16 protein-coding genes are annotated in these 20853 nt (G+C 73.4%); 8 read left to right on the top strand and 8 right to left on the bottom strand.

All coding sequences use genetic code 11. The features are described 5' to 3' along the window. Positions 1-31: 31 nt before the first annotated feature. The 3 genes from ACWDRR_RS35835 to ACWDRR_RS35825 all read right to left on the bottom strand — a co-directional run bounded on the left by ACWDRR_RS35835 (position 32) and on the right by ACWDRR_RS35825 (position 3373). Positions 32-937, bottom strand: a complete 906-nt coding sequence (locus ACWDRR_RS35835) for a sugar ABC transporter permease (protein ID WP_449776446.1) — start codon at positions 935-937, stop codon at positions 32-34. Positions 938-980: 43 nt separating this feature from the next. Continuing rightward, positions 981-1985 carry a carbohydrate ABC transporter permease gene (locus ACWDRR_RS35830; protein WP_449776445.1) on the bottom strand — a complete coding sequence of 335 codons (1005 nt, stop codon included), beginning with the start codon at positions 1983-1985 and terminating at the stop codon, positions 981-983. Positions 1986-2095: 110 nt separating this feature from the next. Next, the gene (locus ACWDRR_RS35825) at positions 2096-3373 is read right to left on the bottom strand and encodes an extracellular solute-binding protein (protein WP_449776444.1); all 1278 of its coding nucleotides are present in this window, start codon (positions 3371-3373) and stop codon (positions 2096-2098) included. A gap of 307 nt (positions 3374-3680) precedes the next feature. Between ACWDRR_RS35825 and ACWDRR_RS35820 the strand changes: the two genes are divergently transcribed. Then, positions 3681-4187 carry a GNAT family N-acetyltransferase gene (locus ACWDRR_RS35820; protein ID WP_449776443.1) on the top strand — a complete coding sequence of 169 codons (507 nt, stop codon included), beginning with the start codon at positions 3681-3683 and terminating at the stop codon, positions 4185-4187. A 154-nt stretch (positions 4188-4341) separates the two neighbouring features. Here ACWDRR_RS35820 and ACWDRR_RS35815 read toward each other — a convergent pair whose 3' ends face one another. Next, positions 4342-5421, bottom strand: a complete 1080-nt coding sequence (locus ACWDRR_RS35815; protein ID WP_449776442.1) for an aldose epimerase family protein — start codon at positions 5419-5421, stop codon at positions 4342-4344. Between the two features lie 236 nt (positions 5422-5657). Next, positions 5658-8648 (bottom strand): ATP-binding protein, encoded by a 2991-nt coding sequence (locus ACWDRR_RS35810; RefSeq protein WP_449776441.1) that lies wholly within the window; start codon positions 8646-8648, stop codon positions 5658-5660. Between the two features lie 292 nt (positions 8649-8940). Between ACWDRR_RS35810 and ACWDRR_RS35805 the strand changes: the two genes are divergently transcribed. Beyond that, positions 8941-9888, top strand: a complete 948-nt coding sequence (locus tag ACWDRR_RS35805; RefSeq protein ID WP_449776440.1) for a terpene synthase family protein — start codon at positions 8941-8943, stop codon at positions 9886-9888. Between the two features lie 290 nt (positions 9889-10178). Beyond that, positions 10179-11702: an acetaldehyde dehydrogenase ExaC gene (gene exaC / locus ACWDRR_RS35800; RefSeq protein ID WP_449776439.1), complete on the top strand. Its 1524-nt coding sequence runs from the start codon at positions 10179-10181 to the stop codon at positions 11700-11702. A 168-nt stretch (positions 11703-11870) separates the two neighbouring features. On the opposite strand, the gene ACWDRR_RS35795 is transcribed toward exaC, so the two are convergent. Both ACWDRR_RS35795 and ACWDRR_RS35790 read right to left on the bottom strand, forming a co-directional pair. Then, positions 11871-12245, bottom strand: coding sequence for an SHOCT domain-containing protein (locus ACWDRR_RS35795; protein ID WP_449776438.1), 375 nt, complete (start codon positions 12243-12245; stop codon positions 11871-11873). Between the two features lie 7 nt (positions 12246-12252). Then, complete coding sequence (locus ACWDRR_RS35790) at positions 12253-12681, bottom strand: DUF6325 family protein (protein ID WP_449776437.1); 429 nt, start codon at positions 12679-12681, stop codon at positions 12253-12255. Positions 12682-12825: 144 nt separating this feature from the next. On the opposite strand from ACWDRR_RS35790, the gene ACWDRR_RS35785 reads away from it, so the two are divergent. Continuing rightward, the gene (locus ACWDRR_RS35785; protein ID WP_449776436.1) at positions 12826-13149 is read left to right on the top strand and encodes a nuclear transport factor 2 family protein; all 324 of its coding nucleotides are present in this window, start codon (positions 12826-12828) and stop codon (positions 13147-13149) included. Between the two features lie 46 nt (positions 13150-13195). Here ACWDRR_RS35785 and ACWDRR_RS35780 read toward each other — a convergent pair whose 3' ends face one another. After that, complete coding sequence (locus ACWDRR_RS35780) at positions 13196-14419, bottom strand: serine hydrolase domain-containing protein (protein ID WP_449776435.1); 1224 nt, start codon at positions 14417-14419, stop codon at positions 13196-13198. A 76-nt stretch (positions 14420-14495) separates the two neighbouring features. Here ACWDRR_RS35780 and ACWDRR_RS35775 point away from each other — a divergent pair, with 76 nt between their 5' ends. The 4 genes from ACWDRR_RS35775 to ACWDRR_RS35760 all read left to right on the top strand — a co-directional run bounded on the left by ACWDRR_RS35775 (position 14496) and on the right by ACWDRR_RS35760 (position 20844). Next, positions 14496-15011: an NUDIX hydrolase gene (locus ACWDRR_RS35775; protein WP_449776434.1), complete on the top strand. Its 516-nt coding sequence runs from the start codon at positions 14496-14498 to the stop codon at positions 15009-15011. Between the two features lie 72 nt (positions 15012-15083). Continuing rightward, positions 15084-16076, top strand: a complete 993-nt coding sequence (locus ACWDRR_RS35770) for a TetR/AcrR family transcriptional regulator (protein WP_449776433.1) — start codon at positions 15084-15086, stop codon at positions 16074-16076. 133 nt (positions 16077-16209) lie between these two features. Further along, positions 16210-18213: a hypothetical protein gene (locus ACWDRR_RS35765; RefSeq protein WP_449776432.1), complete on the top strand. Its 2004-nt coding sequence runs from the start codon at positions 16210-16212 to the stop codon at positions 18211-18213. A gap of 360 nt (positions 18214-18573) precedes the next feature. Then, the gene (locus ACWDRR_RS35760; protein ID WP_449776431.1) at positions 18574-20844 is read left to right on the top strand and encodes a glycosyl hydrolase family 18 protein; all 2271 of its coding nucleotides are present in this window, start codon (positions 18574-18576) and stop codon (positions 20842-20844) included. Positions 20845-20853 lie beyond the last annotated feature (9 nt).

The raw sequence follows: 20853 nt of genomic DNA, 5'->3' as shown, positions 1-20853 counted from the left end.
ACGGTATCCCTTGGGACTAGAGAGCGGCAGGTCAGGACTTGGAGGCGCCGGCGGTCAGACCGGTGACCAGGTGACGCTGCACCAGGTAGAAGAGGACCGAGGACGGGATCGCGATCAGGACCGCGGTGGCCGCCATCAGGTTCCACTGGGCGTCGTGCTCGCTGACGAAGGTCTGCAGGCCGACGGCCAGGGTGTACTTGTCGGAGCTGAGCATGAAGGTGGAGGCGAAGGCCACCTCGGCCCAGGCGGTCAGGAAGGAGTAGAACGCGGCCACCGCCAGGCCCGGCCTGGCCAGTGGCAGGACCAGCCGCCAGAAGGTGCCGATCGGGGTGAGCCCGTCGACCCGGCCGGCCTCGTCGATCTCCACCGGGATGGTGTCGAAGTAGCCCTTCAGCAGCCAGGCGCAGTACGGCACGGTGGTGGTCGAGTACACCAGGATCAGGCCGAGGTAGCTGTCCAGCAGGCCGATTTCGGAGAGGATCGTGTACATCGGAACGATCAGGACCGCGATCGGGAACATCTGGGTGACCAGCAGCGACCACATCAGCGGCTTGTGCCCGGGGAAGCGCATCCGGGAGACGGCGTAGCCGGTGGTGGCGGCGATCAGCACGCCGAACACCGTGGTCACCCCGGAGACCAGGAACGCGTTGCCGAACCAGGTGAAGAAGTCGGTGTCGAACAGCACCTTGTGGTAGTTCGACAGCGTCATCTTGTCGAGGATCTCGCCGGGGTGGAGGTAGTCGGTCTTGTCCGGGCCGAGCGAGACGTAGAGGATCCAGACCACCGGGAACAGCGCGATCAGGCTGGCCAGGATCAGGGCGCCGTGGGCCAGCGCCTTGCCCAGCGGGCCGGACTCGCCGCGGCGGCGGGCCTTGGCCGGCTTGGCGGCCGCCACCGGGGCGGCGAGGACGGTGGGTCGTTCGGTGGTGGTGCTCATCGGGGTTACCTGCCTTCGTGGGTCGCTTGGTTACCGGTCGGCGTCAGCCGTTGGCCTGCTCGTTGCGGGCGAGCCAGCGCCGGTAGAAGGAGGTGAAGACGATGAGGATGGACAGCAGGATCACGCCGTACGCGGCGGACTGCGCGTAGTCCCGGGGCTGCTGGCCGAAGCCGAGCCGGTAGGCCCAGGTGACCAGCAGCTGGGCGTCGGGCGCGCCGTTGGCGCCGAACAGCAGGAAGATGACGGCGAACTGGTTGAACGTCCAGATCACGCCGAGCAGCACCACGGTCGAGGAGACGGTGCGCAGCCCGGGCAGGGTGACGTGGCGGAACCGCTGCCAGGCGGTGGCGCCGTCCATCTCGGCGGCCTCGTACAGCTCGGCCGGGATCGACTGCAGGCCGCCGAGCAGCGAGATCATCATGAACGGCACGCCGACCCAGGTGTTGACCAGGATCGCGGCCGCCTTCTGCGCCACCGGGTCGTCGAGCCAGCCGGGCTCGGGCAGGTGCAGGGCGGAGAGCAGGCCGTTGACGGCGCCGCCGTCGGCGAGCATCAGGCGCCAGGAGAAGACGGTGACGAAGGTCGGCACGGCCCAGGGCAGGATCAGCAGCATCCGGTAGACGGCGCGGCCGCGCAGCTTCTGGTTGAGCAGCAGGGCGAGGCCGAGGCCGATGGTGTAGTGCAGGCAGACGCAGAGCGCCGTCCAGGCGATGGTCCAGACGAAGTGCGACCAGAAGCGGTCGTACGAGCCCGGGCCCCAGAGGATGTCGGCGTAGTTGTCGAAGCCGACGAAGTGGTAGCTGGCCGGGATCTCGTTGACGCCGATCGTGCGGGCGGCGTTGAGGCTGTTGGCGTCGGTGAGGGTGAGCCAGATGCCCTCGGCGAGCGGGTAGAGCACCAGCCCGCCGAGCACCAGCACGACCGGCGCGATCATCGCGTAGGCGTACCAGTGCTTGGCGTACGAGCGCTTGAGGCGCTCCATCAGGCCCGGACGCGGATCGCGCTCCCGGCTGCCCTGGCCGGTGGCGCCCTGCACGGCGACTGACATTGTTCGACACCTTCTCGGAGGAGGTCCGCCGCCTCGCTTCGGCGACTGCTGCTACGGGTCTGGCCGTCCGGCCCGCCGGGAGGTGGCGGCGGGCCGGACGGCCGGGTGGACTACTTGGCGAAGCCCGGGAGGAGCTTGGCGTAGTCGGTGGCGACGGTGTTCAGACCGTCCTGGGTGCCGGTGCCCTGGACGACCTTGCCGAGGTTGGTGCCGAGCGAGGCGAACAGCGAGCTGTACTCGGGGAGTTCGGGGCGCGGCTTGGCGCTGGTGAGCACGGCCTGGAAGCCGGCGATGCCGGGGTCGGCCTTGACCTCGGGGGTGAAGGCGTCGGCGCGGGTCGGCAGGGTGGAGTTCTTCTGCGCGATGAAGGCCTGGCTCTCGGCCGAGGTCATGAAGGCGGCGAACTTCTCGGCGGCGGCCTTGTGGGCCTTGTCCGCACCCGCGTAGACGGAGATGTTGTGACCGCCGGTGGGGGCGCCGGCCTTGCCAGCGGAGCCGGCCGGGACGGGGGCGATGCCGAGGTTGGTCTTGTCGGCGAACGCGGAGCCCTTGTAGATGTTGGTGATCTCCCAGGGGCCCTGGATGATCGCCGCGACCTTGCCGCTGTTGAAGGCGTCCATCATGTGCGCGTAGGCGTCGGTGGTGACGTCGGCCTTGGCGGTGCCCGGCGCGGTGAACAGCGACTTGTAGGTCTCGATGCCCTTGACGGCCTCGGGCGAGGCGATGGTGATCTTCTTGCCGGCGGCGTCGACGGTGTCGGTGCCCTCGCCGAACAGGAACGGCATCGCGTAGTAGCCGTCGGCGGCCTTCAGCCAGAAGCCGTCCACGCCGGCCTTGTCCTTGACGGTGGCGGCGGCGGTCTTCAGCTCGTCCCAGGTCTTCGGCGGGGCGGTGATGCCGGCCTTGGTGAAGAGCTCCTTGTTGTAGAGCAGGCCCAGGGTGTCGGTGACCAGCGGGATGCCGTAGATCTTGCCCTCGTACTTGGCCTGCTGGATCAGCGTGGGCTGGAAGGCGGCGGAGTCGGCGGCGGCCGGGGTGCCGTCGAGCGGCTCCAGGTAGCCGGCCTTGGCGAAGGCGGCGGTCCAGCCGACCTCGGAGCGGAACACGTCCGGAGCGCCCTTGGCCCCCATGGCGGTCTGGAGCTTGTTCTGCGCCTGGTCGAACGGCACGTTGACGAAGTCGACCTTGACGTTCGGGTTGGCGGCCTCGAACTTCTTGGTGAGCTCCTGGTAGTTCGGCGCCTCGTTGGTCGCGTTCGACGTGTCCCAGTAGGTGAGGGTGACCGGCCCGTCGGCCTTGCCGTCCGAGCTGGAGCCGCTGCTGCCACAGGCAGCCATCGAGACCGCGAGGGCCACAACGAGGGCAGAGGCCGCGATGCCACGCCGCATGAGAACTCCTTGGGAGGGTGGGGGTGCCCGAGATGTTGCGAGACAGGCGCATAATGGCTGCCTCGCGCCGACCGCACCGTTGCTGCCGTCGGGCTGGAAGGAAGTTAACAGCGGCGCAATCATCACCGAAAGTCCTTGCAGCAAGTTTCTGCAAGATTCGCCGATCGTTACGCCCGCGTGTCCTGGACGTAGCCGCACGGTAGTTGACAGTGGAACGTCCTGTTGTGCTTTGTCCGTTTCGCCCCGGTGCTCGGCCGGGCGGAAAATACGCTGGGTTGCGGCAAGCCCCTTGCAGCAGACTGGGCGCATGCTGATCAGAACCGCCACGCGGGAAGAACTGCCGCTGCTGTGCGCACTCGAACGGGCCGCCGGGGCGCCGTTCGCGGCCATCGGGATGCCGGAGATCGCGCAGGACGAGCCGCCCGCCCCGGAGGAGCTCGCCCACTTCCTGGACGAGGGCGTCGCGCTGGTCGCGCTGGACGCCGGGGGCGCGCCCGTCGCCTATCTGCTGGCCGAGCCGGTGGACGGCGCCCTGCACATCGAACAGGTCTCCGTCCACCCCGGCCACGCCCGCCGGGGGATCGGGCGGGCGCTGATCGAGCACCTGGCCGCGGGCACCGACGCGCCCGCCCTGACCCTCACCACGTTCGCCGACGTGCCCTGGAACGCGCCCTACTACGCCCGCTGCGGCTTCCGGCCGCTCACCGCCGGCGAGGTCACCCCCGGTCTGCGGGAGATCCGCCGCCGGGAGGCCGAGCACGGCCTGGACCGCTGGCCCCGGCTCTGCATGCGCCGGGAGCTCCCGGCGCGCTGACGGCCCGGCCCGGCCGGCTCACCACCGACCGGGCCTCGCCACCGGCGCCGGGCCTCACCACCGGCCGGGCGTCACCACCGACCGGGCCCCACCACCGGCCGGGCGTCACCACCGGCCGGGCCTCGCCACCGGCCGGGCCTCACCCCGGTCCGGCTCAGCTCACGCCGAGGCGCAGCACCGTCGTCGAGCGGAACTCCTCCCCGGGCCGCAGCTCGGTGCGGGGGAACTCCGGGTGGTGCGGGGAGTCCGGGAAGTGCTGGGTCTCCAGCGCGACCCCGGCGAACGGCCCGTACGGGACTCCGCTCGCGCCGGTCACCGCGCCCTGGAACTTGTTGGCCGTGTAGACCTGGAGTCCCGGTTCGGTGGTCAGCACCTCCAGCGTGCGGCCGCCGACCGGGTCCTCCAGCAGCGCCGCCCGGGCCGGAGTGCCGTCGGCCGGGCGCGGGCGGAGCACCCAGTTGTGGTCGTAGCCGCCGGGCCCGGTCAGCTGCGGGTGGTCGTCGTGCACCGACTTGCCGATCGGCCGGGCGACGGTGAAGTCGAACGGCGTGCCGGCCACCGGCTCGGTCCGGCCGTAGGGGATCTGGCGCGCGTCGGCCGGGGTGTAGGCGTCGGCGTCGAGGGTGAGCAGGTGGCCGAGGACGTCCCCGTTGCCCTCGCCGGCCAGGTTGAAGTACGCGTGGTTGGTCAGGTTGATCACGGTCGGCGCACCGGTGACGGCGCGGTAGGCGATCGTCAGCTCGCCGGCGGAGCTCAGCGTGTACTCGACGGTGACGTCGAGCGCGCCGGGGAAGCCCTGGTCGCCGTCGGGGCTGTGCAGGTGCAGCCGGACGCCGGCGGGCAGTTGCTCGGCCTCCCACATCCGGTGCGCGAAGCCGTCCGGGCCGCCGTGCAGGGTCACACCGTCGCCGGTCGGGGCGAGCGGGTGCTCCTCCCCGTCGATGGTCACCCGGCTGCCGTCGATGCGGTTGGCGTAGCGGCCGACGACGGTGCCGTAGTGCCGGGCCGGGCCGAGGATGTCGGCCAACCGGTCGGAGGAGAGCAGCAGTTGGCCGGACCGGCCGGCGCGGTCGGGGGCGCTCAGGGTGTGCAGGGTGGCGCCGAGGGTGAGCACGCTCGCCTCGTACGGGCCGGCCCGCAGGGTCCAGCGCTCGATCGCGGCGCCCGCGCCCGCGGGTTCGAGGGGTTCGCGCCGCACACTCGTCGGCTGCGAGCCGTTCGCCGGGGTCGCCATGGCCTGCTCCTCACTGGCGGCCGCGGCGTGCCGCGGCCCCTGGTACCGGGTCCGTCCGGGGCCCGCAGCCCCGTGGGCCAGCCTAGTCAGCGGGGCGGCGGCGTGGGCGCTCCTGACGCTCCCGCGCGCCGCTGCGCCGCCTCCGTCCGCCGGGCTGTTCCCGCCGGGCTGCTTCCGTCGAGCTGTTCCCGCCGCGTCGTTCCGAGCCGCACGGGCCGAACGCCGGGGCGGACGCGCTAGTCCGCCGTGCCGTCGCGCTGCTCGGGCGGCATGCCGAGCGCCGAGGCCAGGCCGTCCGGCCCGCTGCCCGCCTTGCGGTAGACGGCCGCCAGCCGGCGGTTGACCAGGCTCAGGTGGACCCCCAGCTCCTCGGCGATCCGCTGCGGCGGCACACCCCGGACGGCCAGCCGGGCGACGTCCCACTCGGGCTGGCTGAGCATCTCCCGGACGTCCCCCAGCCGGTTGGGCCGCAGGCCGTAGTTGGCCAGCTCGCGGCGGGCCTGCTCGACCAGGCCGTCGGCGGCGCAGTGCTGGGCCAGCTCGATGCCCTGGTACAGGTACTCCTGGGCGTCCTCCAGCCGGCCGACCCGGCGCAGCGCGGCACCGAGGTCCACCAGGGCGACGGCGTGCTCGTAGCCGGCGGGCGACTGGCCGAGGTGCCGCACGGCCTGTTCCAGCAGCTCCACCGCCTGCTGGCCGTCCTCGATCTGGGCGTGCAGCCGCAGCGCGGTGCCGATCGCCGAGGCGGTGCCGAACCGGCGGGCGTCCCGGACGGACCGCTCCGCGTACATGCGGGCGCGCTCGGGCTCGTCCGCCGCGAGCGCGATGGCGAGGTGGCCGGCCCAGGGCGCCCAGACCGTGTTGTGCCAGCCCCGGGCGTCGAGCTGGGCACCGGCCTCGGTGAGCGCGGCGGCGGCCCCGGCGTTGCGGCCCTTGGCGAGCAGCAGCTTGCCGTACAAGGAGGCGGCGTCCGGCAGCACCATCGCGGTCTCGTGGTACGGCGGGCTGAAGCCGAACCCGCTCGCGAGCTCCCAGGCCTCGTTGATCCGGCCGCGGGCGATCAGGGTGTCCACCAGGACACCGACCGCGTCCCAGGCGAGCGGCAGCTTCGGACCGATCCGCTCGGAGAGCCGCAGGGCGCGGCGCAGGAAGTCCTCCGCCTCGGCGAGCAGGCCGCGGCGGAACCGGGCCAGGCCCATCAGGAAGTACGCGAAGCCGCGGTGGGCACCGCTCCAGCCGGCCACCTCGAACTGGACGATGGCGTCCCCGAACAGCCGCTCGGCCTGGGCGATGCGGTCGCTGTAGGTGTACGAGAGGCCGAGCGTGGCGGGCAGTTCGAAGCCCCAGGTGTTGTCGGTCCAACCGAGGCCCTTGGGCAGCCGGCCCTGGTCGAGGACCTGGTCGGCGTGGCGCAGCACCTCGGCGGAGGGCTCGCCGCGCAGGGTGAGGTCCCAGGTGCGCAGCGCGAGGACCGCCCGGTCGGCGGCCTCGCGGCCGGTGAGGCTGCGGCAGAGCGCGCCCAGCCGCTCGGAGCGGGCCGGCCCGTTCTCCTCGGACTTGCGGTAGGCGTGCCACATGAACGAGGCGGCCTCCAGCCGGAGCCGCCCGGCCGGGTCGTCGACCGTCTTCTCGGCCTCCTCCTGGCAGACCCGGGCGGCCTCGCCGAGCTGGCCGCTGTGCGCGAGCACCTCCGAGAGCCGGAAGGTCGCGTCCACCCGCAGCGCGGGGCGCAGCGGACCCTCCTCGGGGTCGAGCGCGAGCCGCAGCTGGTTGACGGTGGCGACGGGGTCGGTCAGCAGGGCGGAGCAGCCGAGCTCGTAGAGCACCTCGGCGCGGTCCTCGTCGTCCGGCGGCTCGGCGAGCGCGCGGTGCAGGCAGCGCTGGGCGGCCTCGGGCGCGCCGATCAGCAGGTGCTCCTGCGCCGCCCGGCGCAGCTTGCGGACGGTGCGGTCGTCGCCCTCGCCGGGGAAGGTCTCGACCAGGTGGCGGGAGGCGGCAAGCAGGCCGAGTCCGGCGTGCTCGATCTCGGCGGCGGCCACGCCGTGCATGCCGGTGCGGGTGGACTCCGGCATGGTGTTGTAGATCGAGCTGCCGATCAGCGGGTGGACGAACTCCAGGTTCCCGTTGGGCGTCTGGGTGAGGACCCGCTGGCGGCGCAGCTGCTTGATGGATTCGCGGGAGCCCTCGGCACTCTGGGTGGAGATCCGGGCGGCGAGGTCGGGCCGGATGTCGGTGCCGAGCATGGCGGCGGCCCAGGCGAACCGCAGGGTGGTGGCGCCGAGCCGGTCCAACCAGCCCTTGAGGGTCATCCCGGTGGCGTCGACGGCGAGTTCGCGCAGCTGTTGGGAGTTCTCCTCGACCGGGTCGAGGTCCTGGTCACGGACCTGGTCGAGCAGGGCGACGGCCTCGTACGGGTTGCCGTTGACGACGTTCCAGAACTCGTAGCAGAAGGAGTCCTCGGCCTTCGCCCCGAACTCGGCGCGGATCATGTCGGTGACGGAGACCAGCGAGAGCCGGCTCAGCTCGTGCCGGCGGGTGGCGAGCCCGGTGACCGCGGTCCGCTGCTCCTGGGCCTCGGGCTGCCAGTCGGCGGCGTCCTCCCGGTAGGCGAAGACCAGCAGGACGGGCAGTTCACGCGCCCGGACGGCGAACTGGGTGAGCCAGCCGAGCGATTCGAGGTCGGCCCAGTGCAGGTCGTCGACGATCATCACCAGCGGGGCACGGCGCGGGGCGAGCTGGGTGAGGACGTAGTCGAGGCCGTCGCGCACGCCCTGCGGGTCGAGGCGCCGGGCCCCGGACTTCGGCTGCTTGAGGCCCATGGCCGGTCCGACGACCTCCTCCCAGGTGCCCATCACCTGGCGGAACACATCGGGTTCGAGGCTGCCGAGGACGGGCTGGAGCAGCTGGCGCAGGACGTGGTACGGCTCGTTGAACTGGCGTTCGCCGCCGCGTGCGAAGAGCACCGTGGCGCCTTCGCGCAGCTTGGCGATCCGGCGGACCTCGTGGAGCAGACTGGTCTTGCCGATACCGGGCCGGCCGGAGAAGGTGAGCAGCTCGCCGATCTCGGTGCCGCCGGCGGCGAACTCGCGGCAGAGCTTCTCCACCGAGGCCTCGGCCGAGCGGAGTTCGGCATCGCGGTCGCGCAGCCTGACCCGGGGTGACAGGGCGTCCGTCTCCCGCCCGCCGGTGACCGCCCCCGCCCGAAGTTCGTGTCCCTGCTCGGTCACCGTCGTGCCTCCGCCTCGCTGTTCCCTGCCCGTGGAGCCGAGATTAGCGCCGCCGGGGGCGCGTTGCGTGGCATTCGCGCAGGCTGGGGCGGAGATTGAGGGTTCGGACGGCTTGCCAAGGGCAATTGCCCTATATCCCTAACGTCCGATCATTGCATCAGATACTCTACGGCATTCTCATCGAGTTGATCTTGCCATGCGGGCCACCCCCGTGGGAACACTTCGCGCCAACTCCCCCACAATCAGCACCAGTACCGCCAGCGCCCCCACCCTCCGCCGCACCGGGAGTCCGATGTCTGACGACACCTCACTTCAGCTTCCGTTCCCGCACCGCCGCAGCCCCCACGGCCCCTACGCCACCGAGCTGCACCGCGCCTGGCTGACCCGGCACCCACTGCTCCCCGACCCGGCCCACCCGTCCTACGCCCACTGGGACGTGGTCGACCTCGCGGCCCTCGGCTACCCCGACAGCGGGCCGGACGAACTCGCCCTGGCCGCCGACCTGATGGGCTTCTACTTCCTCTTCGACGACCAGTTCGACGGACCGCTGGGCCGCCGCCCCACCGAGGTCGCCCCGATCTGCGAGCGGCTGATCGCCGTCCTGCACGGCGCCCGCCCCGACGCCTCCTCCCCCGTCGAGACGGCGTTCGCCGACCTCTGGGACCGCAGCGTGCGCGGCATGCCCGCCCGCTGGCAGGCCCGCGCGGCCTACAACTGGGAGTGGTACCTGGCCAGTCACCCGGCCGAGGCCGCCGGGCGGATCTCCGACCGACCGCCGGACCGCGACGGCTACCTGGTGCTCCGGCGGGGCACCGCCGCGATGGAGACGATCTTCGACATGGTGGAGCGCCTCGGCAACTTCGAGGTGCCCGCCGCCGTCCTCCACCACCCGGTCCTGCGTCAACTCCGCCAGCTCGCCGCCGACATACCGTCCCTCAGCAACGACGTCCGGTCCTTCCCGCTGGAGGCCCCGCGCGGCGACGTCAACAACCTGGTGATGATCGTGCAGCGCGAGCGCCGCTGCTCGGCCGAGGAGGCCTGCGCCGTGGTGATGGCCGAGGCCCAGCTGATGGTCGAGCGCTGCCGCGAGCTGCACGGTCGACTCCCCGACGTCTTCCGGGAGCTGGGCCTGGCCCGGGTGGAGCGGGCGATCGCCGGCCGGTACGCCGACGGCCTGGTCACCTGGCTGGCCGGCTACCTCAGCTGGGAATCGCGCACCGGCCGCTACCAGTCCGCCTGAACCGGACCGCCGCGGACCGGAGCCGGCGCGGCACCCGGTGGGGCCGGCGGCGGAAATCGGCCGGAACGCGCACCCTCCGTGGGCGCTTCCCGTACGGACGGTAGCCGCGGCCGCCGTCCCCGGCTAGGGTGCCAGGGCGTGTCCGACACGCCCAGCGGCGGGCGCCCCGGCGGCGCCCTGCCCGCGTGTGCGGCCGTACCCTCCGCCGGGCCGCCGGTCCGCGGCCCGGCGCGCCGCCCGGCCCGCGTGCCGCGGCGGCGCCCCCGACAGCGCGAGGAGGCACCCACCACATGACGGTCTACCTGTCCCCGGGGCAACCCGGCAGCATCGTCGCCTACCGGTCCCGCTACGAGCACTGGATCGGCGGCCGCTGGACGCCGCCGGTCCGCGGTGAGTACTTCGAGAACCCCAGCCCGGTCACCGGCGAGGTCTTCACCGAGATCGCCCGCGGCACCGCCGAGGACATCGAGGCCGCCCTCGACGCCGCCCACGCCGCCGCCCCGGCCTGGGGCCGCACCCCGCCCGCCGACCGCGCCCAGGTGCTGCTGCGAATCGCCGACCGGATAGCCGATCACCTGGAGGAGCTGGCGGTCGCCGAGAGCTGGGACAACGGCAAGCCGGTGCGCGAGACGCTGGCCGCCGACCTGCCGCTGGCCGTCGACCACCTGCGCTACTTCGCCGGTGCCCTGCGCGCCCAGGAGGGCGGCCTCTCCCAGCTGGACGAGGACACCGTGGCGTACCACTTCCACGAACCGCTGGGCGTGGTCGGCCAGATCATCCCGTGGAACTTCCCGATCCTGATGGCGGTCTGGAAGCTCGCCCCGGCGCTGGCGGCCGGCAACGCGGTGGTGCTCAAGCCCGCCGAGCAGACCCCGGCGTCGATCCTGCTGCTGGCCGAGCTGACCGCGGACCTGCTGCCGCCCGGCGTGCTCAACGTGGTCAACGGCTACGGCCTGGAGGCCGGCCGCCCGCTGGCATCCAGCAGCCGCATCCGCAAGATCGCCTTCACCGGCGAGACCACCACCGGCCGGCTCATCTCCCAGTACGCCAGCGGCAACCTGATCCCGGTCTCGCTGGAGCTCGGCGGAAAGAGCCCCAACCTGTTCTTCGCCGACGTCGCGGCCGAACAGGACGCCTTCTACGACAAGGTGTTGGAGGGCTTCGCGATGTTCGCCCTCAACCAGGGCGAGGTCTGCACCTGCCCGAGCCGGGCGCTGATCCAGTCCGCGGTCTACGACCGGCTGCTCGCCGACGGCCTGGAGCGGGTCCGGACCATCCGCCAGGGCAATCCGCTGGACACCGAGACCCAGGTCGGCGCGCAGGCCAGCGACGACCAGCTGAAGAAGATCCTCTCGTACATCGAGATCGGCCAGGCCGAGGGGGCCAAGGTGCTGACCGGTGGTGAGCGGGCCGACCTCGGCGGGTCGCTGGCCGGCGGCTACTACGTGACACCCACCGTGTTCGAGGGCGTCAACAGCATGCGGATCTTCCAGGAGGAGATCTTCGGCCCGGTCCTCGCGGTCACCCGCTTCGAGGACTTCGACGACGGCATCGCCCAGGCCAACGACACCCCGTACGGGCTCGGCGCGGGCGTCTGGAGCCGGGACGGCAACACCGCCTACCGGGCCGGCCGGGCCATCCAGGCCGGGCGGGTCTGGACCAACTGCTACCACCTCTACCCCGCGCACGCGGCCTTCGGCGGGTACAAGAACTCCGGCATCGGCCGCGAGACCCACAAGGCGGTGCTGGAGCACTACCAGCAGACCAAGAACCTGCTGGTGAGCTACTCCCCCGACGCCCTCGGCTTCTTCTAGACCACCGCTTCCGGGCCGCGGCGGGCGCAGCGCCCGCGGGCGGCGGCCCCGGTGACACGAAAACGCGGAGTGGGAAGTCGAACCGGCCGACTTCCCACTCCGCAACCACTCCCCGTGGTCCGCGGCGCGACACCCCGTTCGAGGTGCCCCACCGCGTTTCTCCCGAGCTCACACCCCGAGCAGCCGCGCCTTGGCCGTCGCGAACTCCTCGGGGGTGAGCAGGCCCTGCTGGGCCAGCCGGCCCAGGTCGGAAAGCTTGTCGGCGATGTCCGGCGCACCGGCCTGCGCACCGGCCTGCGCTCCGGCCTGTGCACCCGCCGGCACGGCGGCCGGCACCGGCGGCCCGGCCTGCTGGGCCTGCTGGGCCTGCTGGGCCTGCAGCTGGGCGATCGCCTCGTTCTGGTCCAGCTCGCCCTGCCGGCGGCCGGCCGCGCTGCGGCCCGCCGCGTACGCGGCGCCGCCCACCACCAGCCCGCGCACCAAGGGCGCGCCCACCGGCCGCATCACCCGCACCGGACGGATCGGGCGCAGAGGTCGGAACATGGCGTCCTCACTTCCCGGCCGCGCGGTGCGCCTCGGCGGCGCGGACGGCCTCGTCGATGTGCTCCGGCGGGATCCGGACGCCCGAGGCGATCCGCCCGCCGACCGCGCGCAGCGCCTCGGCGCCCTCCTGCGCCCAGACGTGCTCGATCAGCACCAGCAGCGCCACCGTTCCCGGCGTCAGCAGCTCGGCCGCCTCCTGGGCGTCCTCCGGTCCGATCAGCGGCAGCGCGGCGTGCCCGTCCGGGACGACGCCCCGCAGGTCCTCGAAGTCCGCGAGCTCGCCGTAGGTCGCCTCCCCGTCCGGGTGGCGGGTGACCACCAGGGAGTCGATCACCCGGACGTCACCCCCGGTGCGCAGCTTGCCGAGCGCGGTGGCCGCCTCGACGGTGATGGTCTGCTGGGGGAACGTCAGGACGAGCAGTTCGGCCGGACCCATGGGGCTCCCTTCTACGAGCAAATCGCCCATATCGGGATCTAAGCACATGAATATCGAAAATCACCGACGCGCCGCCGACATGCCCGGACACGCCCGGCGGACGCCTTAGACAGGAGTCCCGTCCCTTCACCTCCGGGAGACCTCATGACCATCGCCATCGCCAAGCTCTCCGACCCGACCGTCCGCGCCGCCGTCGCCGCGATCAACGCGGGCGACCGAGCGGCCTTCGTCGCCCTGCTCACCGAGGACGCCACGATGTCCGACGACGGCTCCGACCGCGACCTGGCGGACTGGATCGACCGCGAGATCTTCTCCAGCCGCGGCCACATGGACGTCCAGTCCGAGGCGGACGGCGGCCGCTCGCTGGTCGCCAACTACAGCAACGAGACCTGGGGCGAGATGCGCACCGCCTGGCGCTTCGTCGTCGACGGCAACCGGATCAGCCGCTTCGAGACCGGCCAGGCCTGACACCGCTCAGGACGGCCCGACGTCCCCCGGAACAGCCTGACGCCGCTCAGGACAGCCCGAGGCAGCCGCGCACCGCGTGGATCAGCCGGCGGGAGCGGACGTCCCCCGTCACCCCGGGCTGCATGCCGTTGGTGACGTAGCCGAAGCCGAGGCCGAGCTCCGGGTCGGCGAAGCCGAGCGAGCCGCCCCGGCCCGGGTGGCCGAAGCTCGCCGGCGAGGCCATCAGCGCGGTCGGGCCGTGCCGGAAGAAGCCGAGGCCGAAGGTCGAATTGACGATCAGCACCCGGTCCGGCCCGCTGACCACCGGCCCGGCCGCGCGGGCCAGCACCTCCGGTCCCAGCAGCGGCGGCAGCGCCGTCCCCGGCGCACCGCCGTGCCGGTCGGCCGCGCCGACGAGCGCCGCGTAGAAGCGGGCCAGCGATCGCGCGGTGCCGATCCCGCCCGCCCCGGGGATCTCGGCGGCCTGCACCGCCGGATCGTTGAGGTCCACGCCGGGCCGCACCGAGGCGAACGCCCGGGCGGTCAGCGAGGCCGGGTCCTGGTAGGCGTCCCGCACCGCCTGCTTGGGACGCAGCCGCAGCCCGCTCGGGCCGGTCCGGGCGGCCTCCGGCGCGGGCAGGTCCACCAGCCGGCCGACCCGCGGCGCGGCCCCGGCCGGCAGCCCGATCCACAGGTCGAGCCCGAGCGGCCGGGCGATCTCCTCGGCGAAGTACTGGCCCACCGTGCGCCCGCTCACCCGGCGGACCACCTCGCCGACCAGCCAGCCGAACGTGTAGGGGTGGTAGCCGTGCGCGGTGCCGGGCTCCCAGGCGGGCGCCTGGGCGGCCACGGCCGCGGCCGCCCGCTCCCAGGTGAGCACGTCCTCCAGCCGCAGCGGCACGTCCAGCGCCGGCACGCCGGCCTGGTGCGAGAGCAGCCAGCGCACCGGCACGCCGCCCTTGCCCGCCGCCGCGAACTCCGGCCAGTACGAGGTGACCGGCGCGTCCAGGTCGAGCTGCCCGCGCTCGGCCAGCAGCAGCGCCGTGGTGGCGGTCAGGCCCTTGGTGACCGAGCGCAGCACCTGCGCGGTGTCCGCCGTCCACGGCACGGCCGGCGCGGGCCGCCCGCCGACCTCGGGCCGGGCGTCGCCGCCCCACAGGTCGACCACCTTGCGCCCGCGCACGTACAGCGCGAACGCCGCGCCGAGCTCGCCGTACTCGCGGAAGTTCCGCGCGAAGGCCTCCCGTACGGGCTCGAAGCCCTCGGCCGTCTCGCCCCAGATCTCCACCACCGCGCGCCACCCGGAGTCGTCCGAATTCTGTCGTGCCCGCGTTCGAACCGGGCCCGGAAACCCTAACCTGTCCGTCATGACCAACCCTGCCGAAGAACTGCTGGACGTCGTCGACGAGCACGACCGGGTGATCGGGACCGCCCCGCGCGGAGAGGTGTACCGGCGGGGGCTGACCCACCGCTGCGTCTTCATCCTGGTCCGTGACCGGGCCGGACGGATCTTCGTTCACCGGCGCACCGACACCAAGCTGTTCGCGCCGGGCTTCCACGACATGTTCGTCGGCGGAGTGGTCGGCGCCGGTGAGACGTACGCGAGCGCGGCGGTCCGCGAGGCCGAGGAGGAGCTCGGCGTCAGCGGGATCGAGCCCCGCCCGCTGCTCAAGTTCCTCTTCCGGCAGGAGCAGGAGCGGCTCTCCTGGTGGTGCGACCTCTACGAGGCGCAGTGGGACGGCCCGGTCGCGCCGCAGGAGTCCGAGGTCGCCTGGCACGCCTGGCTGACCCCGGCGGAGCTGGACGCCCGGCTGGCCCGCGACGCGTTCGTCCCGGACGGCCTGGAGGCCTACCGCCGCTACCGGGAACTGCGCGCGGTCTAGGGCCGCAGCCGGGTACCGCCGGGCACCGGGCAAGATCCACGGCGGCCGCGCCGGGCGGATAGGGTGGCGCCCATGGCTTCCCGTACGCCGTCGGCGGCGCCCACGTCCCCGCGCACCGGCCGGAGCGGCGCCCGGGCCGCCGGCAGCACCGACACCCCGGGCGGCCCGACGCCGGACACCACGGCACCCGCCACCGCGCCCGCGCCCGTCCGGGCCCGGAAGGGCGGCCGGGCCGAGCAGGACACCCGGGCCCGGCAGGGCGCCCCGGCCGAGGAGAGCAGCCCGGCCGAGGAGAGCACCCCGGCCGGGAAGGGCGCCGACCGGAGCGGCGAGCGGCCGCGCCGGCGGCTCAGCGTGGACGAGCGGCGCGAGCAGCTGATCGCCGTCGCGCTGGAGCTGTTCAGCCGGCGCCCGCCCGAGGAGGTGTCGATCGACGACATCGCGGCCGCCGCCGGCGCCTCCCGCCCGCTGGTCTACCACTACTTCCCCGGCAAGCAGGCGCTGTACGAGGAGTCGCTGCGCCGGGCCGGCCGCGAGCTGGCCGGCCGCTTCGAGGAGCCGGCCGACGGCCCGCTCTCCGAGCGGCTGTACCGGGTGATGGGCCGCTACCTGGACTTCGTGCAGAGCCACGGCCCCGGCTTCGCCGCGCTGCTGCGCGGCGGCTCGGTGGCGGCCAGCGCCGGGACGTCCGCGGTGATCGACGAGGTCCGGCGGGCCGCGCACGACCAGATCCTGTCCCACCTGGCGGTCCCCTCGCCCAGCCCGGGCCTGCGGCTGACCGTCCGCGCCTGGATCGCCAACGCCGAGATCACCTCGCTGGAGTGGCTGGCCGACCGCTCGGTGCCGCTGGAGGAGCTCCAGCTCCACCTGGTCCAGGAGTTCGTGGCGGCCCTGACCCTGACCGCCGCCCGGGAGCCCGCGCTGGCCGCCGAGCTGGCCGGCTTCTTCGCCGCCGAGCGCCCCGACGGCCCGACCGGCCGGCTGGTGCGCGAACTCGCCGTCCTGTTCGCCGACCCCGGCATCGCCGGCGCCGTCGCCGCGCTGGTGGTCGAGCCCGCGAACTGACCGGACGCCGGTTCTGCCACAGCGGCGGCCTCTGATAGGAATGTGACCGGAATCTGACGGCGCGCCGGTCACCGGCGCGCCCGGACCCACCGAACCACCGAACGCACACGCAGCAGAGCGGGGGGCTCATCAGTTGACCCAGGACGGCCAGTTCAGCGCGGAGGCCAATCCCTTCGCCCCGGCCGAGCAGGTGTCCGCGACGCTCGGCGCGCTCACCGAAGGCCTCTTCGACAAGCACACCTCGCGCCACCCGGCGGCTTCGCTGACGGCACTGCGCGGCGGCGCCCACCCGGCGGCCGAGGCCCTGTTCAACCTTCCGCTGGCGCCCAACGGCCCGGTGCACGACGCCGTCGACCGGCTCGGCACCGTGGTCACCGCCGGCACGGCCCGCCCGGGCACCGGAGCCCCGCTGGCCGAGCCGGCCGGCGAGGCGCTGCTGGCCCGCTACGGCGGCGGCCCGGTCCGCGGCGCGGTGGCCGACCGGGGCACCCCCTCGGCCGCACTGTTCGAGCTTCCGGTGGCCGGCGAGATCGCCGCCCCCGAGCTGCGCCCGCCGTTCGCCGCCGCGCTGGCGGCGCTCGCCGCCGGGCAGCAGACCCGCCAGCCGGTCGAGCTGGCCACCGGCGCCGGCGCCGAGGTCCGCCTGGTCGTCCCGCCCGGCTTCCACCCGCTGACCTCCCCCGGCGGCCCGGTCGGCGTCTCCGCCCGTACCGTGCCCACCGGCGCGGACGCCGTGGCCACCGTCAAGGGCCTCGACCCGGCCACCGGCGCGGCCGCCGCCGAGCTGACCGCGCATCTGGCCGAGGTCGCCGAAGAGCTGTTCAGCGGCACCGGTCCGGCGCCGCGCCGCGACTTCGCGGTGATCGCCGCCTCCCTGGCCGACGCCATCACCACCTCGGGCACGGTCTACGCCGGCGTCTGCGCCCTGGAGGTGGCCGGTCGCCCGACCGACGCCACCCTGGTGGTCTCGCTCGCCCGGCACCCGCTGCCGATCGCCGGGCTCGCCACCGAACTGGCCACCGTCCGCCGGCACGCCGAGGTCTGGACGGTGCTGCTGCCGGCCGGCCCGGCCGCCGTCCTGGTCGAGGGCCGCAGCGTCCCCGTCCCCGCTCCGCTGGCCGCCGACGGCCGGCGGCGCTGGGCGGTCACCTCGGTGGTGGAGGCGTTCGTCCCGCTGCCGGACGGCGTCTCGGTGCTCTGCGTCCAGCTCGCGACCGCTCAGCCGCAGGACTGGGACCTGTACACGGAGGCCTTCGCCGAGCTGCTGAAGAGCGTGCAGTTCGGCTGGGACGGCGTGGCCGGGCAGCTCACCCCGCCGGCGCACGCCTTCACGCCGGTGGCGACCGCGACGCCCGCCCGGGGCGTACCGGCCGAGCCCTTCCCCGCCGCCACCGAGCCCGCGTCCGAACCCGCGCCCGCGTTCGCGTCCGCCGAGGAGCCGCCCGCCGACGCCACGCCGCTGCCGGTCCACCTGCGCGGCACACCGGTGCGGATTCCCCCCGCCGACTTCAACCCCTTCGCCCCGGTCGCCGACCCGACGCCCGCCGAGCCCCTCCTGGTGCCGGACGACAGCCCGGAGGCCGCCGAGCGCCGGCCCAAGGGCACCCCGGTCATGGTGCCGCCGCCGGACTTCGACCCGTTCGCCCCGCAGGCCGCGACGCTCGCCGACGCCACCGTGCCGCAGGCGGAGGACGACCCGGACCGCGGACCCAAGGGCACCCCCGTGATGGTGCCGCCGCCGGACTTCGACCCCTTCGCCCCGCTGCCGCCCGACAGCCTCACCCCCGCCGCCCCGGAGGCCGCACCGACCGCCGTCCAGGCCGTCGACCCGTTCGGCACGGTGACGGCGGACGTGCCGAAGGACCCGTTCGGCACCACCCTCCCGCAGCAGCCCGCCGCCGTCCCGCCGCCGCCCACCGCCCCGCCGGCCGTTCCCGCGCCGACCGTCACCCTGCCGACCGCCGATCAGGTGGCCGAGGGCGAGCCGGACGACCCGCGGCGCCGGCCCAAGGGCACCCCCGTGATGGTGCCGCCGCCGGACTTCAACCCCTTCGCCCCGCTGCCGCCCGAGGACCTCGCCCCCGCCGCGCCCGAGGCCGCACCGGCCGCCGCGCCGGAGACCAGCCCCTTCGGCTGAGACCGGGGCCGGTCCCGAGAGCAAGGCCGGTCCCAAGGCGGAGGCCGGTCCCGAGACCGGGGCCGAAACCGAGCCGGGACCGGAGCCGGCGGCCGTCCCACCAGGGGCGGCCGCCGGCTCCGCACCATCGCCTGCCATGTTCACAACCGCCAACTGGTACAGACCTATTGCCAGTTGCCGACCGGCTCCCTACCCTCGGGGAGCACAGGATCCTCACGGCACCCCGACGGCCCGAGGTCTCCGGCTCCGCGCCGCCCCACGGCCCGGAGCTCCCGCACGCTGCTCCACGCACCTGACACCTCCCCACAGGTAACGGGGCGACCCGGCATGCCCGGAGGCCCCAGGACAGGAGCCACACCCATGCGCAGACGTCGGATCAAGCTGCCGCTGCTGGCCGCCGGGACCCTGATCGTCCCGCTGCTCGCCGTCTCCCTGCCCAGCACCGCCGCCCACGCCGCCGGGTCCGCCACCGCGGCGTTCACCAAGGGCAGCGACTGGGGCAGCGGCTACGAGGGCAGCTACACCATCACCAACGGCTCCAGCACCGCCATCAACGGCTGGACCCTGGAGTTCGACCTGCCGGCCGCCAACACGGTCGCCTCGCTCTGGAACGCGAGCTACACGACGGCGAGTTCGCACGTCACGGTCAAGAACCCCGGCTGGGCCGCCAACCTCCCGCCCGGCGGCACGTACAACTTCGGCTTCAACATCGCCTATTCGGGCGCCTACAAGCCGCTGCTGAACTGCAAGCTGAACGGCCAGCCGTGCGACGGCACCGGCGGGGACCAGACCGCGCCGACGGTACCGGGCAACCTCCAGGCCGGCACCACCACCCAGACCACGGTCGACCTGTCCTGGACGGCGAGCACCGACAACGTCGCCGTCACCGGGTACGACGTGTACCAGGGCGCCACCAAGGTGGCCACCACGGACGGCAGCGCCACCGGCGTCACCGTCCAGGGCCTGACCGCCGGCACCGCCTACCAGTTCACCGTGCAGGCCTTCGACGCGGCGGGCAACCACTCGGCCGCCGCCGGACCGGTGAGCGCCACCACCAAGCCGCCGACCGACCCGGACAAGCAGGCGCCGAGCACCCCCGGCACCCCGGTCGTCACCGGTTCGGACGCCAACAGCATCTCGCTCACCTGGGGCGCCAGCACCGACAACGTCGGCGTCACCGCCTACGACGTCTACAACGGCACCGGGCTCGCCGCGACCGTCACCGGCACCTCCGCCACCGTGGGCAACCTGGCGCCGGACACCTCGTACACCTTCACCGTCAAGGCCCGCGACGCGGCCGGCAACGTCTCCCCGGCCTCGAACGCGGTGAGCGGGAAGACCCAGCCCGGCGGGAGCAACCCCGGCGCGCTGAAGATCGGCTACTTCACCCAGTGGAGCATCTACGCCCGCGGCTACAGCGTGAAGCAGCTCGACACCTCGGGCTCGGCCGGGCGCCTCACCACGCTCAACTACGCCTTCGCCAACATCCACCCGACCACCAAGCAGTGCTTCATCACCAACAAGGCGGCCGGGCCGGACAACGACCCGAACGCGGGTGACGGAGCCGGTGACGCCTGGGCCGACTTCGGCAAGGGCTGGGACGCGGGCAGCTCGGTGGCCGGCACCACCGACACCTGGGACCAGAAGCTGGCCGGCAACTTCAACCAGCTGAAGCAGCTCAAGGCCAAGTACCCCAACCTCAAGATCCAGATCTCGCTGGGCGGTTGGTCGTACAGCAAGTGGTTCTCCGACGCGGCCGCCACCGACGCCTCCCGCAAGGCGCTGGTCAGCTCCTGCATCGACATGTACATCAAGGGCAACCTGCCGGTCATCGACGGACGCGGCGGCGCGGGCAGCGCGGCCGGCATCTTCGACGGCATCGACCTCGACTGGGAGTGGCCGGCCTCCGGCGGGCACGACGGGAACATCTTCCGGCCCACCGACAAGGCCAACTACACCCTGCTGGCCCAGGAGTTCCGCCGCCAGCTGGACGCGCTCGGCACCACCACCGGCAAGCACTACACGCTGAGCGCCTTCCTCCCGGCCGACCCGGCGAAGATCACCGCGGGCATCGACATCCCCGGCCTGTTCGGCGCCTTCGACTTCGCCACCATCCAGGGCTACGACTACCACGGCGGCTGGGAGATGAGCACCAACCAGCAGTCCGCCATCAAGCTCGCGGCCGGTGACCCGAGCACCCCGGACCGCCAGTTCAGCTCCGAGATCGCGATCGGTGCCTACGTCACCGGCGGCGCTCCGAAGAGCAAGCTGACCCTGGGCATCCCGTTCTACGGACGCGGCTGGACGGGTGTGCCGCGCGGCACCACCAACGGCCTGTTCCAGTCCGCCACGGGCCCCGGCCCGGGCACCTACGAGGCCGGGTTCGAGGACTACAAGAAGCTCAAGCAGATGGCCACCGGCGGCGGTTACACCATCTACCGGGATCCGGTGGCCGGTCACGCGTACATCTACAACGGGTCCGTCTTCTACACCTACGACGACCCGATCGAGATCGCCCGCAAGACCGCCTGGATCAAGTCCCAGGGGCTGGCCGGCGCGATGGTCTGGGCCTTCGACGGTGACACCCCGAACGGCGAGCTGATGGCCGCGGTGGACAACGGTCTGAAGTAGCGGGCCGGA

The organism is Kitasatospora sp. NPDC003701, from assembly GCF_053587085.1.
This window is presented reverse-complemented; position numbering and strand designations above follow the sequence as displayed.

What these genes read in the sequence shown, in the direction of transcription:
- ACWDRR_RS35785 (WP_449776436.1), top strand. Translation starts at nt 12,826, where the DNA reads ATGACCATCGCCATCGCCAAGCTCTCCGACCCGACCGTCCGCGCCGCC.
- ACWDRR_RS35825 (WP_449776444.1), bottom strand. Translation starts at nt 3,373, where the DNA reads ATGCGGCGTGGCATCGCGGCCTCTGCCCTCGTTGTGGCCCTCGCGGTC.
- ACWDRR_RS35815 (WP_449776442.1), bottom strand. Translation starts at nt 5,421, where the DNA reads ATGGCGACCCCGGCGAACGGCTCGCAGCCGACGAGTGTGCGGCGCGAA.
- ACWDRR_RS35830 (WP_449776445.1), bottom strand. Translation starts at nt 1,985, where the DNA reads ATGTCAGTCGCCGTGCAGGGCGCCACCGGCCAGGGCAGCCGGGAGCGC.
- ACWDRR_RS35775 (WP_449776434.1), top strand. Translation starts at nt 14,496, where the DNA reads ATGACCAACCCTGCCGAAGAACTGCTGGACGTCGTCGACGAGCACGAC.
- ACWDRR_RS35820 (WP_449776443.1), top strand. Translation starts at nt 3,681, where the DNA reads ATGCTGATCAGAACCGCCACGCGGGAAGAACTGCCGCTGCTGTGCGCA.
- ACWDRR_RS35760 (WP_449776431.1), top strand. Translation starts at nt 18,574, where the DNA reads ATGCGCAGACGTCGGATCAAGCTGCCGCTGCTGGCCGCCGGGACCCTG.
- ACWDRR_RS35795 (WP_449776438.1), bottom strand. Translation starts at nt 12,245, where the DNA reads ATGTTCCGACCTCTGCGCCCGATCCGTCCGGTGCGGGTGATGCGGCCG.
- ACWDRR_RS35770 (WP_449776433.1), top strand. Translation starts at nt 15,084, where the DNA reads ATGGCTTCCCGTACGCCGTCGGCGGCGCCCACGTCCCCGCGCACCGGC.
- ACWDRR_RS35835 (WP_449776446.1), bottom strand. Translation starts at nt 937, where the DNA reads ATGAGCACCACCACCGAACGACCCACCGTCCTCGCCGCCCCGGTGGCG.
- ACWDRR_RS35805 (WP_449776440.1), top strand. Translation starts at nt 8,941, where the DNA reads ATGTCTGACGACACCTCACTTCAGCTTCCGTTCCCGCACCGCCGCAGC.
- ACWDRR_RS35790 (WP_449776437.1), bottom strand. Translation starts at nt 12,681, where the DNA reads ATGGGTCCGGCCGAACTGCTCGTCCTGACGTTCCCCCAGCAGACCATC.
- exaC (WP_449776439.1), top strand. Translation starts at nt 10,179, where the DNA reads ATGACGGTCTACCTGTCCCCGGGGCAACCCGGCAGCATCGTCGCCTAC.